Source organism: Wolbachia endosymbiont of Drosophila innubila (assembly GCF_021378375.1).
Classification (GTDB): Bacteria; Pseudomonadota; Alphaproteobacteria; order Rickettsiales; family Anaplasmataceae; genus Wolbachia; species Wolbachia pipientis.
Window position 1 is genome coordinate 1,214,418 of sequence record NZ_CP076228.1, and the last position, 16,454, is coordinate 1,230,871.

Annotated in this window: 14 protein-coding genes and 1 tRNA gene; 9 read left to right on the forward strand and 6 right to left on the reverse strand. The window is 34.7% G+C overall.

Annotated features, from left to right (window positions below; all coding sequences use genetic code 11):
• Positions 1 to 4: 4 nt before the first annotated feature.
• Positions 5 to 1,723: a monovalent cation:proton antiporter-2 (CPA2) family protein gene (locus J4T77_RS06585; RefSeq protein ID WP_190321060.1), complete on the reverse strand. Its 1,719-nt coding sequence runs from the start codon at positions 1,721 to 1,723 to the stop codon at positions 5 to 7.
• Between the two features lie 5 nt (positions 1,724 to 1,728).
• A complete protein-coding gene (locus J4T77_RS06590) occupies positions 1,729 to 2,301 on the reverse strand; it encodes a thioredoxin family protein (protein ID WP_190321061.1) in 573 nt (190 codons plus the stop codon).
• 108 nt (positions 2,302 to 2,409) lie between these two features.
• Between J4T77_RS06590 and tmk the strand changes: the two genes are divergently transcribed.
• A complete protein-coding gene (tmk, locus tag J4T77_RS06595; RefSeq protein ID WP_010081998.1) occupies positions 2,410 to 3,000 on the forward strand; it encodes a dTMP kinase in 591 nt (196 codons plus the stop codon).
• Here tmk and J4T77_RS06600 read toward each other — a convergent pair.
• From J4T77_RS06600 to J4T77_RS06615, 4 genes are all read right to left on the reverse strand, one after another.
• The gene (locus J4T77_RS06600; protein ID WP_010081999.1) at positions 2,993 to 3,661 is read right to left on the reverse strand and encodes a hypothetical protein; all 669 of its coding nucleotides are present in this window, start codon (positions 3,659 to 3,661) and stop codon (positions 2,993 to 2,995) included. The genes tmk and J4T77_RS06600 overlap by 8 nt on opposite strands.
• 154 nt (positions 3,662 to 3,815) lie before the next feature.
• Complete coding sequence (ftsH, locus tag J4T77_RS06605) at positions 3,816 to 5,657, reverse strand: ATP-dependent zinc metalloprotease FtsH (RefSeq protein ID WP_190321062.1); 1,842 nt, start codon at positions 5,655 to 5,657, stop codon at positions 3,816 to 3,818.
• Between the two features lie 12 nt (positions 5,658 to 5,669).
• The gene (tilS, locus tag J4T77_RS06610) at positions 5,670 to 6,965 is read right to left on the reverse strand and encodes a tRNA lysidine(34) synthetase TilS (RefSeq protein WP_190321063.1); all 1,296 of its coding nucleotides are present in this window, start codon (positions 6,963 to 6,965) and stop codon (positions 5,670 to 5,672) included.
• A 184-nt stretch (positions 6,966 to 7,149) separates the two neighbouring features.
• Positions 7,150 to 7,629 (reverse strand): OmpA family protein, encoded by a 480-nt coding sequence (locus tag J4T77_RS06615; RefSeq protein WP_010081889.1) that lies wholly within the window; start codon positions 7,627 to 7,629, stop codon positions 7,150 to 7,152.
• A 275-nt stretch (positions 7,630 to 7,904) separates the two neighbouring features.
• On the opposite strand from J4T77_RS06615, the gene J4T77_RS06620 reads away from it, so the two are divergent.
• The 8 genes from J4T77_RS06620 (at position 7,905) to J4T77_RS06655 (ending at position 16,421) form a co-directional block, all read left to right on the forward strand.
• Positions 7,905 to 9,326, forward strand: a complete 1,422-nt coding sequence (locus J4T77_RS06620; RefSeq protein ID WP_010963135.1) for a gluzincin family metallopeptidase — start codon at positions 7,905 to 7,907, stop codon at positions 9,324 to 9,326.
• 23 nt (positions 9,327 to 9,349) lie between these two features.
• Positions 9,350 to 10,426, forward strand: a complete 1,077-nt coding sequence (locus J4T77_RS06625) for a rod shape-determining protein (RefSeq protein ID WP_190321064.1) — start codon at positions 9,350 to 9,352, stop codon at positions 10,424 to 10,426.
• A 202-nt stretch (positions 10,427 to 10,628) separates the two neighbouring features.
• Positions 10,629 to 11,741 (forward strand): tRNA 2-thiouridine(34) synthase MnmA, encoded by a 1,113-nt coding sequence (gene mnmA, locus J4T77_RS06630; RefSeq protein ID WP_038199627.1) that lies wholly within the window; start codon positions 10,629 to 10,631, stop codon positions 11,739 to 11,741.
• Between the two features lie 1,075 nt (positions 11,742 to 12,816).
• Positions 12,817 to 14,043 (forward strand): WD1261 family protein, encoded by a 1,227-nt coding sequence (locus tag J4T77_RS06635; protein ID WP_233641035.1) that lies wholly within the window; start codon positions 12,817 to 12,819, stop codon positions 14,041 to 14,043.
• Positions 14,044 to 14,102: 59 nt separating this feature from the next.
• Positions 14,103 to 14,609 carry an inorganic diphosphatase gene (gene ppa, locus J4T77_RS06640; RefSeq protein WP_010082061.1) on the forward strand — a complete coding sequence of 169 codons (507 nt, stop codon included), beginning with the start codon at positions 14,103 to 14,105 and terminating at the stop codon, positions 14,607 to 14,609.
• Between the two features lie 44 nt (positions 14,610 to 14,653).
• Complete coding sequence (locus tag J4T77_RS06645; protein ID WP_179943781.1) at positions 14,654 to 14,806, forward strand: hypothetical protein; 153 nt, start codon at positions 14,654 to 14,656, stop codon at positions 14,804 to 14,806.
• A gap of 202 nt (positions 14,807 to 15,008) precedes the next feature.
• Positions 15,009 to 15,099, forward strand: a tRNA-Ser gene (locus J4T77_RS06650).
• Positions 15,100 to 15,275: 176 nt separating this feature from the next.
• Positions 15,276 to 16,421, forward strand: coding sequence for a SurA N-terminal domain-containing protein (locus tag J4T77_RS06655; protein ID WP_190321066.1), 1,146 nt, complete (start codon positions 15,276 to 15,278; stop codon positions 16,419 to 16,421).
• The last annotated feature ends 33 nt before the right edge of the window (positions 16,422 to 16,454 follow it).

Genomic DNA, 16,454 nt, shown 5'->3' on the forward strand with positions numbered 1-16,454 from the left:
GTAGTTATTCATCTTTATCACTACCAAGGTCTTTTAACATACTGTAATTGCCTTTTCTGAATCTACTTTTTAAAGACGTAACTCCACTTTCGCTAATACCACTAAGGCTCAGTGCAGCTCCACCTAGCTGCAATCCTATCTCAGATGTTTCAGGAATAATTTTACTAGCTCCTAGATCTCTATAAACCTCCACATTACCCAGATCTGGTAAGCGTATTACAATATTTACATGCGGAAAATTTGCTGCAACTAAAGAAACAACTTTTTTTATAGTAACTTCATTCCTTATTGAAATAACGAGAGCTTGAGCTCTTTCTATTCCTACCGATTTTAAAATTTCATATCTTGTAACATCTCCAAGATATATAGGAAAACTATCACTTTTTCCTTCTTTGACTATTTTCGATTGAATATCTACAACAACGTAACTTAAATGCTCTGCCGTAAGCATTTTTGTTACCATATATCCCACTCTACCAAATCCAGCAACTATCACATGGTTATAAAGATCTTGTGTATCTGTTTCAACAGCTTCATCATCTAATATTGTTTTCTCAGTGCTAAATGAGTTTGCTATCCAATCTCCAAGCCCCGATAAAAGAGGAGTGAAAGCCATGGTTACTGTAGTTATCATCATAAGTACTTGAGCGATTTCACTTGGTAGCACATTTAGCTCATCTGCTAAGCGAAACAAAATAAACGCAAATTCACCGCCTTGTGAAAGCAGTAACCCAGCTTGTATAGCAGGTGCACTCTTAAACCCAAAAAATCTACACAATATATATATAATAGATGTTTTTAAAACGATAAGGATAATCGATAATAAAGTAATTAGTGGTAACTTATTGAGTAAAAGTTCGGTATTGATGGACATACCAACAGTCATGAAAAATAAGCCAAGAAACAAATCTTTAAATGGCAATACTGCGTGTTCTACTGAGTGTCTATATTCTGTTTCTGCAACTAACAATCCAGCAACAAATGCACCTAATGCTAACGATAAATGGAATTGCTCAGTAATAAATGCTGCTCCTAATACTATTAAAAGCGTTGTTGATATAAAGATCTCATTACTTTCCATTTTAGCAATAACCGAAAATAAAGGTCTAAGCAATAATCTACCAGTTATAAATATCAGCACTAATGCAATAGCTGCTTGCACCAATGAACCTGCCAATGAGCTTATCAGGCTGTGCTCAGAATTGCCAGTAAGTAAAGGTACCAATACTATTAATGGTACCACTGCAAAATCTTGCATTAATAGCACTGCTATCGACAACCTACCAACCTGACTTGCTTGAGAACCTTTTTCTTGCAGAACCTGCAACACTATTGCTGTTGAGGATAGCGCAAGCCCACCACCAATAACTGTTGCTATATTCGTATTCACTCCGAAAGCAAGAGCGATGCACCATATTGCTACCATGGTAACTATAACTTGAAGAGAACCGAACCCAAATACATGAATACGCATAGCGATCAGGCGTTCAAATGTCAATTCAAGGCCTATAATGAATAATAGAAAAACTACACCAAATTCTGCAAGATTATCCATTGCTTCAGCTGAGTGTATCAGATTAAATCCGTGAGAACCAATAACTGCACCTGCAACGAAGTAACCAAGCACTGGACTAATATTCATTTTCCAAAATGCTATGACTATAAACACAGCAGCAGAAAGCAAAATTATAATATCAAACAAATGCTGAGAGCCACTGTGCATGATATTTAACCTGTAGAATTAGACCATTTAATTGAGCAGCCAATACTTGATTTTTGGTCAATTGGAGAATTACCAGTTTCTGCAATAAATTTCATAGCTTGAAATAAGTCACTACTTCCTACTTCATAGCTTTGAACCTTTTCTTTTTTTGTGTCGTTAAAACGTCCACGATAGCAAAGGTTTAAATTGGAATTAAAGCCGAAAAAGTCAGGAGTGCAAACAGCCCCGTATTCTTTAGCTATTTTCTGTGTACTATCAATTAAATATGGAAATATAAACTTATTTTCCTTGGCAAAATTAATCATATTTTCAAAGGAATCTTCTGGATATTCATTTACATCATTTGGCATTATTGCAATGGTGTTTACCTGATAATCTTTTTTCAATTGATCAACATCGCTTACCAGATTGCTAATAATTGACTGAACGTAAGGACAGTGATTGCATATAAACATTATAATAAGACCATTTTTTCCACAACAGTCACTTAATGCATAATATTTATTGTCTACTCCCAAAAGATTAAAATCTTTTGCAGTAAAACTAAAATCGACTTTAAGAGTATTCAGAGCAACCATAGACTATTATTATACCACATGTAATTTACGGTCTTATTATTTAAATGTCAAACGGTTTCTATGTATACTGTTTGCATATTCTTTTTTAGCATTATAATTATAAAACTTATGTTCATAACTTTCGAAGGAATAGACGGCTCTGGTAAAACAACACAATCTAAGCTACTTGCAAATCATTTTAAGCAAATTCGCGGCGAAAATAATGTGGTATTGACTCGAGAACCAGGTGGCACTAACTTTGCAGAGAAGGTAAGAGGAGTATTGTTAACGAATAATATTGATTCTATTTCTGAACTCTTGCTACTTATCTCGATGAGGCGCGAACATATGAAAAAATTAATATTACCAGCTCTTGCAGAAGGAAAAATAGTGATTTGTGATCGGTTTATTGATTCAACTATTGCATATCAAGGATATGGGTTTGGAGTTGACTTAGGGCTAATAAGGGACTTACATAAGCTAGTGGAAATTAAATATCCAGATATTACATTCATTCTAGATATTGATGTTAAAGTTGGGTTAAATAGAGCAAAAGACAAGAATAAATATGAAGAAATGGATGTTAATTTTTACAATAAGGTCAGAAAAGGATTTCAGGAAATAGCCATAAAAGAGCCCGTTAGGTGCAGTGTTATCACTGGAATTGAAACAAAAAATGATAATCACGTACACAATGAAATTATTGATAAAATCACCTAGCTTGTGATAGAAAATTATCAATTTCAGGTAACATTATTTCATATGAATAACTTTTTGTTTGAGTAGCTAAAAAATCCTGTATTTTGTCTGGATCTTCTTCACTTATCATCTTATATGCCCTTGCGAGGTTCATTAATTCACTTCTATTTTTTTTATTGCTTACTTCAGTAATAGTAAAAAATTGATCAAAATGGTCTAAGAGGTCTTTATTTTTTATTGAAGACACAATATCGTCAATTTCTTTCACATATAATGCAAGTTTGTGTGCTTTACTACGATCTTCAAAACAAAGATTAACAAGCACGTTACGAAACCTATCTTTCGTAGTACTTCTCACTTCTGCTAATAAGGATTTAATATTTTCTTGGCAATGCACTCTCTTTACCGATTCAGCCGGTTCAACCATACCAAGAACATTCTTTACCAAAGATTTTTCTTCACAACTAAATATGAACATGTAATAACCCATCGATAAAGTGAAGAGCAAGAACATAGCCGGAAGTAAAAACGGAGCTAATACATTTTGTGACGCAGGGAAAATAAACCAGGTAACAGTTGCTATTGACACAGTTACAAATAATCCTGATAAACATAATTGTGCTTTTCTTCTATAATTCTGATCAATAACTGTACTTACACCAATAGAAGCTATATCAATCATTACTCACACCTCATTAAACATTAATACTAACTGAATGATAGCATTATTGTGATGAAAATGCAATATTATGAATATTTTAATATAATTTATATTGACAGTTACAATTCTGAATGTTTTATTGCAGCGTTAGCTGATTAGCATTTTTAAGATGAGGTCAACTCTCATAGAGAGAGGATTTTTTTACTTTCTCATTCTTCTCATTTTCTTCTCTAACAATTTTTTTTCCGTTTAGTATATCCTTTATTTCATCTCCTGTTAAAGTTTCAAACTCCAGTAGATTTTCAGCAATAAGCTCTAAGCCTTTCTTATGCTTGGTCAAAATGTCTTTTGCTTTTTCATAGCAAGAAGATATGATTTTTTTCACTTCTTCATCTATGAGCTTTAGCGTATCTTCAGATGTCATATGAGGATGTTGTGGATCTTGCTGCTCACGATTGTGATACACTAGCCCTATCTCATCATTCATTCCACATTTTTTTACCATAGCACGTGCTATGTTAGATGCTTGTCGTATATCAGAAGACGCGCCACTTGTAACTTTATCGTAGCCAAAAATTAACTCTTCTGCTGCCCTGCCACCCATGGCAACAGTTATATCTGCTATCAGCTTTTCTCTTGTGTGGGACACTCTATCTGTTTCCGGTAGTCTCATAACTAAACCTAAGGCCATACCTCTTGGAATGATTGTTGCCTTGTGTATAGGATCAGAAGCAGGCATATTAACCGCAATTATCGCATGACCAGCTTCATGGTATGCAGTCAGTCTCTTTTCCTCTTCTGTCATAATTAGGGATCGTCTTTCTACGCCCATCATTACTTTATCACGTGCATATTCAAAATCATCCATGGTAACAATTTTCTTGTTTCTTCTTGCAGCGATAAGTGCAGATTCATTCACCAAATTTGCTAGATCAGCCCCTGAAAAACCTGGTGTTCCTCTTGCAACTGTTTTCACGTTTACATCTGGTGCTATTGATATTTTCTTTATATGAGTATTTAATATCTTTTCACGCCCATTTATATCGGGTAAAGAAATAGTAATCTGTCGGTCAAAACGACCAGGTCTAAGCAGTGCTGGATCTAAGACATCCGGACGGTTAGTCGCAGCAATTATTATTACACCTTCATTAGACTCAAAGCCATCCATCTCAACTAATAACTGATTTAATGTTTGTTCTCTTTCATCATTGCCGCCACCAAGACCAATGCCACGATGTCTACCCACCGCATCTATCTCATCTATAAAAATTATACAAGGAGCATTTTTCTTGCCTTGATCAAACATATCACGAACACGGCTCGCACCAACACCAACAAACATTTCAACAAAATCAGATCCAGAAATGCTAAAGAATGGCACATTAGCTTCTCCTGCAATTGCACGAGCAAGTAAAGTTTTACCAGTTCCAGGAGAGCCAATTAAAAGGCACCCTTTTGGTATTTTTCCACCTAATATTTGAAATTTTTGCCTTTGTTTAAGGAAATCAACGATCTCTACTAGCTCTTCTTTTGCTTCATCAATTCCAGCAACATCATCAAATGTTACTTTTTTTCCACTAGTCATGAGTCTAGCCCTTGACTTGCCAAAGCTTATAGTGCTGTTGCCTCCCGCTTGTGTTTGTTTAAGAAAGAATAGCAAAAAGCCAATAAAGATAAATGTTGGGACCCATGAGATAAGTAATCCACCAATTACGTTCATGGCAGAATCTCCAGTTGAAAAGGAGAATCTCACTTTTCTATCATGTAAATTTTTTATTAGGTCGCTATATATGACACCGCTTGAATTGAAACTTGAACCGTCCCTGAACTTGCCTTCAATGCTCTGGTTTTTTATGACAATATTTTCTACATCATTGTCTCCTAGTCTAGTTAAAAATTCCGAAAAAGGTATAATTGTTTTACTTTTACCTACATTTCCGCTAAATTGAATATAAGCAACTGAAATAAGAACAATAATTACTAACCAGATCAATAAGCCTTCTAAAAATTTTTTCATTTCTATTTCTAACTAAATACTAATCAAGCTTACCAAATTTTGTTTTATCGTGCTATTAATAATGCATTGAACCTTATCGTCATTGGTATTTTTTCCGTTATAATTTACATCAGGATAAGCAAGCACCTTGCTATCTTTTTGTACTGCAGGCAAAGAGTAGAAAACTTCAGGGCAGCAGTTGTAATCCTTCAGAAATTCAGGAACTTTTTGTGTTTTTTTTAATGGAGCGATGATAACTGAACACCCTTGATTTCCGAGTATTGTGCAGCTAAATCTGTTATCCCATTGGGTAGGTTCATTTAAAGGTAGGTTTACGGTAATTTCTTGTATCCTTGACGATTCTCTAATTATTAAGATATTTTCTCCATACTTTCTTATTTTACACCCAGAAAGTGTACAGTTAACATTACTATCCTTTTGCAATATTCTATTAAATATTGCAATGAGGCTGCTGTACCTTGGTTTATAATGTTTACTGGCAATTGCCATTATAGAGTAAAGAAGAAGCCTCAAGGCTATTTCCTCTGGCAATTGATAAAATTCACTTAGTTTAATTTCAATATAACCAAGATCATGCACATTAACGCAGTCATTAAACGCAAGGCGTGTGTAGTGCATCAACGCTTTTGCAGCTCTTTTCATATGAAGGGCTGTGAGGCATATTCGCTCTGTTAAAATCTCTTGATTATCACTTGCTTTAAGTAAGTTACGGTATAAAGTTCGTCTGTATTTTAAGTCATGATTGCTTCTATCTTCGATCCATTTTAACCGATGAAGCTTAGCGTACTTTTCTATTTCACTACGACTAAAATTTAACAATGGCCTAAATATATAAATACCATTTAGGAAAGACTTGTAGTCCATTGATGATAATCCATCTACGCCACTACCTCGCTCTAATCTTAACAAGAACGTTTCTGCTTGATCATCTTTGTGATGAGCAACAAGTAAATATTTAACATTATTATTTTTACACCACTCTGCTAGTAACTTATACCGTGCTTTTCGTGCCTGTAACTGAATATTGCCTTTAATATTTTGCTTCTCCCAATTTAATATGAACGATTCCTTTGCTCCAAGTTCCTTTGCATAACTTACAACAAAATCAGCTTCTTTTTGAGACTCTGGACGTAATCCATGATTTACTGTTAATGCTATAGGAAGTGAAAGCTTGTTTTTTTTTGCCCAGTTAGTCATTAAGTGCAGTAAGACTATACTATCTACACCACCTGATACTGCAACTGCAACTTGATTGTTATAGAAAGCAAAACTATTAACCACATTTTGAAATAATAACTCTAATTCCATTATGTCTCTTGATGGCCAGAAAGGTCAGATCTCTTACGTCATACCGCGACTTATTTGTGGTATATATAGATCCCGCTAACAAGCAACGAAATATGATAAGTTTGTCCTTTTTTGTCTACCCCAGTGCCCTTTCTTTATGTCATCCCAGTGTTTGACACTGGGATCCAGGTTTTAATGCAAGAAACTATTTCTTTATTCCAGAAAATGAAAATTCCACTCTACGATTTTTAGCATGCTCTTTTTCATATTTAGAATTTCTAGAATCATCTTTTACATTAACCAAAGGCTCAGTTTCACCTTTAGAAGCAGTTTTTATTCTGTTTTCTATGTAAGGTGTACAACTAACCATAAATTTTTTAGCTGCATCAGCCCTTCTAGCGCCTAGCGCAAGATTATATTCATGAGAACCACGGTTGTCAGTGTGACCAGTTAAAGTAACCTTCGCGTCAGGGTTATCTTGTAACACCTCCATTACGTCAAGTAATGCATCTGCACTTACTTCAGCAATACTAGATTCATCATAACCAAAGAAAACCCTTTTATCACCTATCTGCTTAACAACAGAATTTATTTTATTTGTTGTATTTGCTCCTTTTTTTGGGCAAGAACTTACACCAGTAAGTAATAAACAAAAACAGCACATTATAACCAGTCTACTCCACATTACTAAACCTCCATAAATTTTAAATAGTGCGTAACTTTAATTTCAGTAGCTAATATCTCTCCATATTGTAATATAGTCAAGAGAAATAAAATACTAAATACTTTTTCTACAGCCTTACAATTAATTTTCCTATAATATGCTGGACTCTGAGTAGAAAAATCCAATAAAAGAATAAAAAGTACAATTTTTTATTGTACTTTAAGCAAATATACTTTTAACTTTATTATTAATCTATTACGGTATTAAACAGATGTTTTCTAAAATAATGAACAAATATGCAATCTTATAAGTTTTTAGAGGAAGTATTATATAGGGTAAAGAATATCGAAAATACGCTAAAAGTACTAAACCAAAGCCAATTGAATATAGAGGACAAAGTTGAACAAATGAGTCTTCTAGAAGAAATCAGACATGAAATTATCTCTCATGACGCAATAAAGGAATCATTAGCAGATGCTCTTGGTAACAAAAAAAGTGCAAATACTCAGCAGCTAAAGTTAATAGAGAGAATACATAAAAGCAACAGTGCTGTTCCTATTGATTTAGTAAAGTCTTTATCCAAAGCTAAGGTTGAATGCCAAAATTTATGGAAGCTATCTCATTCTGAAACCAGTAACTTAGAAAAACTAAAAGAACGTTTTACTGATTTAATCACACTCATTCGCGAAGTAGCTTCTATAAAATCGCAGCAATTAAAATGCTCAAAATACGACTCACTGCTTGCTGACTATGACTCTGATATCACAGAAAAGAATATAAGGGAAGTATTCCCCAAGGTAGGCAAATTTTTTAGCGAAAATGTAGATAAAATAATTGAAAAGCAGAAAAAGGATAAGGTTACTAATATACAAAAAGTTGCTACTCAGAAACAGATTGAACTTGGCTCATTATGTTTACAGCAAATGGGTATTGCACTAAATGAGATTCGTACTTCTTATTACTACCCTATAGATTATGATGAATCTGATTTTTGTTATGGTTTATTTTCACTTTTACGGCATAGTGGTTATGCAATTTATCAAAAATGTTTAGCGCAAAATTCTATAAGTAGTCCAATTACGAGACATGTTATGTATGAAACTCAAGGGTTATTCATGGAAAGGATGATTGGAACATCCAGAGAATTTATTGAGTTTATTCAACCACACATAAAAGAGAAATTTGCTATAAAAGGCAAAACTAACGAGAAAGTTAGCAGTGTTGAAAATTTGTACTTGATTTTCAATGAAATAAACCTTTCTTCTTTTTTAAAAAATGCAGATGAATTTAGTCTGTTAGCTCATATTATGTTGAGAACTAGGTTAGAACAAGATATAATAAATGGTACATTGGAAGTCAAAGACCTGCATGATGCGTGGCTGGAAGGTATGAAGCACTATAAAATTCCAGTAAAAGCTGAAAATGAGCTAAACACTTATTTTCAAGATGAATATTGGGCAAGCGGTGTTATGGGCTACTTTCCTATAAAAATTATTGCTTTAATTGCTGCTGTGCAGATTTTCTCTTGCGTTAAAAAGAATCATTACGAATCATTAAGTGCTATAATAAAAGGAGATTTTAGTTTACTTATCAGTTGGTTATCTCAAAATATATACAGTGCAAAGTGTGGCCTGGAACTGCTAAAAAAAGTAACAGGTAAGGGTTTAGACGTTGAGTGTGTTACTTACTACTTATCTGAAAAGTATAATTTGTCTTAATAAATGGTTTTCTTGAGTTATGTATGAATTTTGTTCGAAAATTAACCGGAAAGTTTTATAGCCTTTTTACTTTCAAAGGTTTGTTTGCTAGCGATATTGCTATAGACCTTGGTACTGCAAACACTTTAGTTTATCAGAAAAATCAGGGAATAGTGCTTGATGAGCCTTCAGTTGTAGCAAGAATAAAAGAAAAAGGAAGTTACGTTCCTTATGCTTTTGGTAAAAAAGCTAAAATGATGCTTGGGAAAACGCCTGGAGAAATAGAGGCGATAAGGCCCTTAAAGGATGGAGTTATTGCTGATTTTAAAAGTGCGGAAGAAATGCTAAAATATTTCATACACAGTGCAAACACAAAATTCACTGTTAATAAACCTAATATTATCATATGCGTTCCATCTGGATCCACGCCAGTTGAAAGGCGTGCTATACAAGATGCAGCAGAAAGTGCTGGTGCAAATGAAGTATTTTTAATTGAAGAACCAATGGCTGCAGCAATCGGAGCTGGGCTCCCGGTTACTGAACCTGAGGGTTCTATGATTGTTGATATAGGAGGCGGTACAACTGAAGTTGCAATTATTTCTTTAGGCGGAATTGTTTATTCACGTTCTGCCAGAGTAGGTGGCGATATTATGGATGAGGCAATAAAGTCATATATTCGTGAAAATCATAAATTATTAATCGGTGAAACAACCGCTGAGAAAATTAAGAAAAGCATAGGTTCAGCCAGTCTGCCAGGTGAAAATAACAAAGAGGGAATGATAATTAAGGGCAGGGATTTAGTGAGTGGCATGCCAAAAGAAATGCTTTTATCAGAATACCAAGTTGCAGAGAGTTTAATAGAGCCTGTACATCAGATAATTTCTGCTATTAAGACTGCGCTGGAGAGCACTCCACCTGAACTTTCTTCTGATATAGTCGATAGAGGAATAGTTTTATCCGGTGGTGGTGGATTATTACGTAATCTAGGTAAAGTTATCAGTGAAACAACAAAATTACCGGTTCGTGTTGCAGATGACCCACTTTGTTGTGTTGCTCTGGGTAGCGGAAAAGTGCTTGAAAACATGGATTATTTTGGCCATGTTTTATTTAAGCAGGATTAAATTATTTTTAAAGGTAGTTCATCGAATTTTATAGCAAATTTTACCTCAAGCATAAAGATGTCATCCAAGTAGCCAACACTGGGATCCAGAAAAATTGACTATAAACAAGTATGCTGTTTCGATGAAATTGTGTAATAGAAACTAGATTCCAGTGTCAGCTACTTGCATGACACCAAGTTTGTGTTTATAAATTAAGGCGATTATGCTAAAAGAATTTGAAATAGAACCTCTGCTAAAAGATAAAGCTCCGCACCAGACCAAGGCTGTTGTTGCAATGTCCGGGGGAGTTGATAGCTCCGTTGCTGCAGCACTGCTACATAACCTTGGGTACAAAGTGGTAGGTGTGACTCTTCAACTCTATGGCACCGACGGTAATGCTAACGCAAGAAAGGGCGCATGCTGCGCTGGACAGGATATTTATGACGCTAAGCGTGTAGCTGAAAGTGTTGGCTTTCCTCACTATATTTTAAACTATGAGGAAATATTCAAAAAGGAAGTAATAGAGGATTTTGCGAGTACCTATATGCGTGGGGAAACTCCCATACCATGCGTGAGATGTAACCAAACGGTAAAATTTCGTGATCTATTGCAAGTTACAAAAAATCTTGGTGCGGATGTGCTCGTAACAGGACATTACGTGAGAAGGTTAGAAAAAAATGGTGAGGTAAAGTTGTGCAGAAGCATTGATAAAAGTAAAGATCAAAGTTATTTTTTGTTTGCTACAACTCAAGAGCAATTGAAGCTTTTGCGATTTCCACTAGGTGGGTTCTATAAAAGTGATATAAGAAAATTAGCAAAGTATTTCAGCTTACAAATTTCTGAAAAGCAGGACAGTCAAGATATATGCTTTGTTTCCGAAAGCTATAGTAAAACAATAGCTAAATTAGCTCCACAATCTGTACAGAAAGGTAAAATAGTGGATGTTAATGGAAAAGTGCTAGGCGAGCACAGTGGCATAGTAAATTTTACAGTGGGGCAAAGAAAGGGCTTGGGTATCGCACACAATGAACCTCTTTATGTGATAAAAATTAATACAGAAAATAATGAGGTTATAGTAGGTCCGATCAACGTATTAATGCAAAAAAAAATATTGATCAAGGAGTTAAATTGGTTAGAACAACCAAAGGAAGGTATGGAAGTAACTGTGAAGCTGAGATCATCACATGTGGGAAGTTTAGCAACAATACATTCAACTGACGAAAAAAATAAAGCCTGTGTCATTTTAAACGACGATTACTTTGGCATCAGTCCAGGTCAAGCCTGTGTAGCGTATAAAGATGAGCAAGTTATCGGCGGTGGATGGATATGCTCTTAACTAAAAGCTTTAATGCAGAGTGTAAACATACAATAGACTTCTTGCATAACCATATAACAGAAACGAAAAAACTTGCTTGACAAACTCCGCCAGCCCCCTTATCATGAAACTGAAGCTATTTATTTATCTTCTCTGTACAGATTAAATGACAAAAAACTCACGTATCTGGCGTCTCATGTTTAATTTTTTGCACTATGTGCACTCTATGTCTTTATCAAATTCTGGGTTTTTACCTACACAAGCTGAAATACGCTTATAAAGCATTTAAAACATTAAAAAACGCCAACTTAAAAAATGGATAGTGAATAATTAGCTACCCTAGGGTTTCTTTTGCCTTTTTTTCTGTTTAGTAAATTTCTTAATGTTTATAATTTAGATTAGTTGCAGCTTAAAAGCAGCTGAGTCGTGGTTATTAAGCGTTTAGAATAAAAAAACGCCATACTTGAAAGTATAATGTAAGTAATTAGCCAACCACGGGGCTTCTTTTGCCTTTTTTTCGTTTGGTAAATTTCTTAATGTTTGTAGCTAAACGACAACCGTCATCCCGCTAGCGGGATCTCTTGTTAGTGGCTGAGAGATACCGCGAATGAATCGCGGTATGACGGTTCGCGGCAGCATAAAGATAAGTTTCGTCATCCCACTGCTTGTTAGCGGGATCTGGAGATACCGCGGCGGTATGACAGTTCGTGGCAGCATGAAGATAAGCTCGTCATCCCGCTAGCGGGATCTCTTGTTAGCGCCGCGGCGGTATGACGTAGGATTGTTGTCATTTCGCTACTTGTTAGCGGCTAAGAGATACCGCGGCGGTATGACGGTTCGTGGCAGCATAAAGATAAGTCTCGTCATCCCGCTACGTGTTAGCGGGATCTATGTTGAGAGATACCGCGAATGAATCGCGGTATGACGGTGTAGATAGTATCCCGCTGCGTGTTAGCGGGATCTCTTGTTAGTGCCGCGGCGGTATAGCTATACCTTTTTCTACTTAGTTTGGGTTATGCAAGAAGTCTAATAACATTTATTGCTATTTTGCGATGTATCCCTTATACTATAAAGTAGAACATTATAGGTTTCAGCAATGATAAAAGAAATTGAAGAACTAATAAAAATTGTTGATAAGGGTAATTTATTAGAGACGTTATTTATTTTTTTAGGTAGCTTTCAACATGCTAACTTAGATTGTTTTATGGATCACAGAAATCATTTTGGTTTGTCTAAATTCATTAGAAAAAAAGAGGAACCATTAGATAAATATTTTAACTTAAAATTTAGCCTACAAGGGCTGTTTTTAATTTATGTTCAAGCTTATCAAATTCTAAGTGAAAACAATAACCTGAATACTAAAGATGTCATAGATAAAATATGTGAAGTTATTAAAGGATCTAAGTTAAATGAAGATATAAAAGGAGTAGTAGGTGGAAGAAAATTAGATTTACTTAACATCTTAGCAAATCCAAAGAGAGAACCAATATTTAAAACAGAAGAAGATTTTGAAAATAAAGTACTCATTGGTCTTAGAAAGTTACTAAGTGAAGGAAATACATTAAACAAATATGACAGAGAATTTGCATTAAATAAGTGCGTTATCAGCAGCTATTATTCCATTCATGACATAAAAGTAGATAAAGATATAGCATTGTTCTTTTCTTTGGGTAGTCACTACTATAAAGAACTTTCGTCACCTAACAAAACAGTAAAAAGAGAAGTATTAGAGATATGTGAGAATCAGTTAATAAAGAGCTATATAATATTCTTAGCTAGCGCACTACACATGATCAGATTATCAAGTGGAGATAAATGTACAATCGACCATGCGAATGTGGATCAGCAAGAGAAAGCATTGAAAATGGATGGATTAATATGTCCTATAAATAAAAAAAACACCCTAGAGCAACTGTTAAAAAACCAAAATAGTGATGAATTTGAACAATTAGTAACGAGCCCTGATAATATATACTACTCAGTGCTGCAAGAAGAGAATGAATGTAGGCCAAATCCTATCACCAGCAAGAAAAAAGAAAAAGACCATAAAAACACAGTCTGTAAACTTATTTTAGGTATGTTTGTATTATCTGTTGGGTTATATGTTGCTGATTATTTCTTTATGGAGCAAAAATTATTTAATCCAATAAAAGGTGTCCTACCACAGGATAATTTTGCTAATCTAGTAATTGCTGCAGGGCTTACTATCGTAATAGTATATGCTTTATTTCAATTATCACAGGAACCACCACTTTCAACAGTCAATAAGATGACGAATGAAAATTTAGGACAGCCCGTGCAAAATAAGTTTAGAATTACATAAATGTAGCAACTTAAAAGCATATATTGTATAATGCTTATTCTCAAGTTAAGAGGTAATTTATGGATTTAAGTAAAATAACAGCAGGACCAAATGCGGTGAATGTGGTAATTGAAATAAGTGCGAATGCTGAGCCTGTAAAGTATGAATTTAATAAAGAGTTTAGGTTGTTACAAGTTGACAGATTTTTATCTACCTCAATGACTTATCCTTGCAATTATGGGTTTGTACCAAATACCTGCGCAGGTGATGGTGATCCTGTGGATGTTTTGGTGCTAACTCAATTTCCCTTAGCATCTAGTGTTTTAATATCGGTGCGTCCAATAGGCGCATTACTCACTAAAGATGAAAAAGGAGAAGATGAGAAAATATTAGCAGTGCCTGTTTCCAGTGTTGATAGCTATTATGACAATATAAAGGACTATTCTGACTTATCTAAAAGCCTACTAGATAAAATTACTCATTTCTTTTCTCATTATAAAGATCTGGAAAAGGGAAAAACGGTAGCAGTTGGAGAATGGGTTGGTGTGGAAGAAGCAAAGAAAATCATTGAAAAAAGCAGAAATTAGTTTTTATTGATTTATAGCTAAAGTGGCTTAGGTTTGCCCACAATTTGAAAAACAACAAATTCGTCATTCCGCTACTTGTTAGCGGAATCTATACCGCGCACAACTGTACGAACATTGCAATATGGCACATAGTAAACGATGTCATTCCAGTGCGTGACACTGGGATCCAGACTTTCCGTAAAAACGTTATATTTTAACATAACACTTATATGCTCACCAACTTAGTGCTAATCAAAATCCTGGATCCCAGTGTCTGGGCACTGGGATGACAAGAAAGGGAGCACTGGAATTTTTGTTTCAGCATTAGCCATGCATCTGAACAGATACAAATATTGCAATTAAAAGCATTAGACAGGTGGTAGAGGTCTTGGTATTATATAATCTTTAGGTTCTAAATTTGGAAGGGTGGCCGAGCGGCTGAAGGCGGCGGTTTGCTAAACCGTTATACGACCCAAAAGTCGTATCGAGGGTTCGAATCCCTCTCCTTCCGTATACTGTTTTTAGCACGGTTTAAATTCGCTATATTAGCATGTTTTTAGCCTATTTACCAGCGTACCTGATTTTGTTGCAATGGTTTTTATTTCCATTGCCACTGAGATCACTATTAAAAAGTTGGCTAGCATTGACTCAGTATTTATTATAGAATTGGTTGTTAACTTTACTTGTATGTATAAAATACTAATTTTACTGTTGATAGTGTTGCCACTTAGGTTGCTTGCAACCGAGATTGAAATTGTTGCAGATGTAAATGGTGAACCAATTTCAAATTTAGATATCGAAAAACGCATCAACTTTATAAATTCATTGTTTGGCACTCAAAGTGTTAATCAAAAAGAAGCAAAGCCTCAAGTGCTTAGGGAGCTAATAGACGAAATTATCATTATCAATGAAGCACAGAGGCTGAATATAAAATTGAGCAACGAGGAGTTAGATAATGCTATTATGTTATTTTTAACCCAAAGTTTTAAATTTAAGGCTAATGAAGTTGATCAATACATAGAGAAGCATAATATAGATCTTGGTATTTTAAGAAAACAAATAAAATGTCAGTTACTGTGGAGCAAAATTATTGAAGTAAGAATTGTGCCATTTATTAATATAAGCGATAAAGAAGTAGATGATGTAAAAAGGCAAACAGAAAAGCCGGATTATCTTATCACGTTCCAAGAGTTTATAATTCCTGATCAAAAAGACAAGGACGTTTATGGTATAGCTGAAGATTTAGTAAAAAAATTACGCAACAGTGATAACCCAGAATCTCCAATAAAGATGCGTAAAGCAACAGTTAATTTAAGTCAGCTAAAAGGAAAACTCAAGAGCGTTTTAGAAGGATTAGAAACCAGCGACATAGCAGGTCCATTCAGTTTCAGTGAAGGTTACTCCGTTATAAAAGTAATAGATAAAGTACAACTTAATCATGCACTGCTGGAAAGCACTTTAAAATTAAAACAGATTGTGGTTGAAGGTTCAGAAAGTTTATTAGATAATCTCAAGGAGCAAAAGGTCAGTTGTTTAAATTTTGATAAATTGGCAGATAATTTTAAGCTGCCAAACGCAAAAGAATTTGAAATAAAAATGCGAGATTTAAATCCTGATTTACAGATTTTATTTAGTAAAACAAGTGTGAATGAAATAGTAGAATTGAGAGAAAATGGCACTGCAAAGTTGATGATGTTGTGTGATATCAAGAGTAATGTAGCGGGTATAGAAGCAATCAAACAGAAAATGTACCAACAAAAGATTATGATACAAAGCAACTTGTTATTAGATGATATGCGTAAAAATGCAGCTATCAGTTATCGGTATAGTTGAAGTCAGAGAGTGTTCTTGTCTTTGTGTATAGAA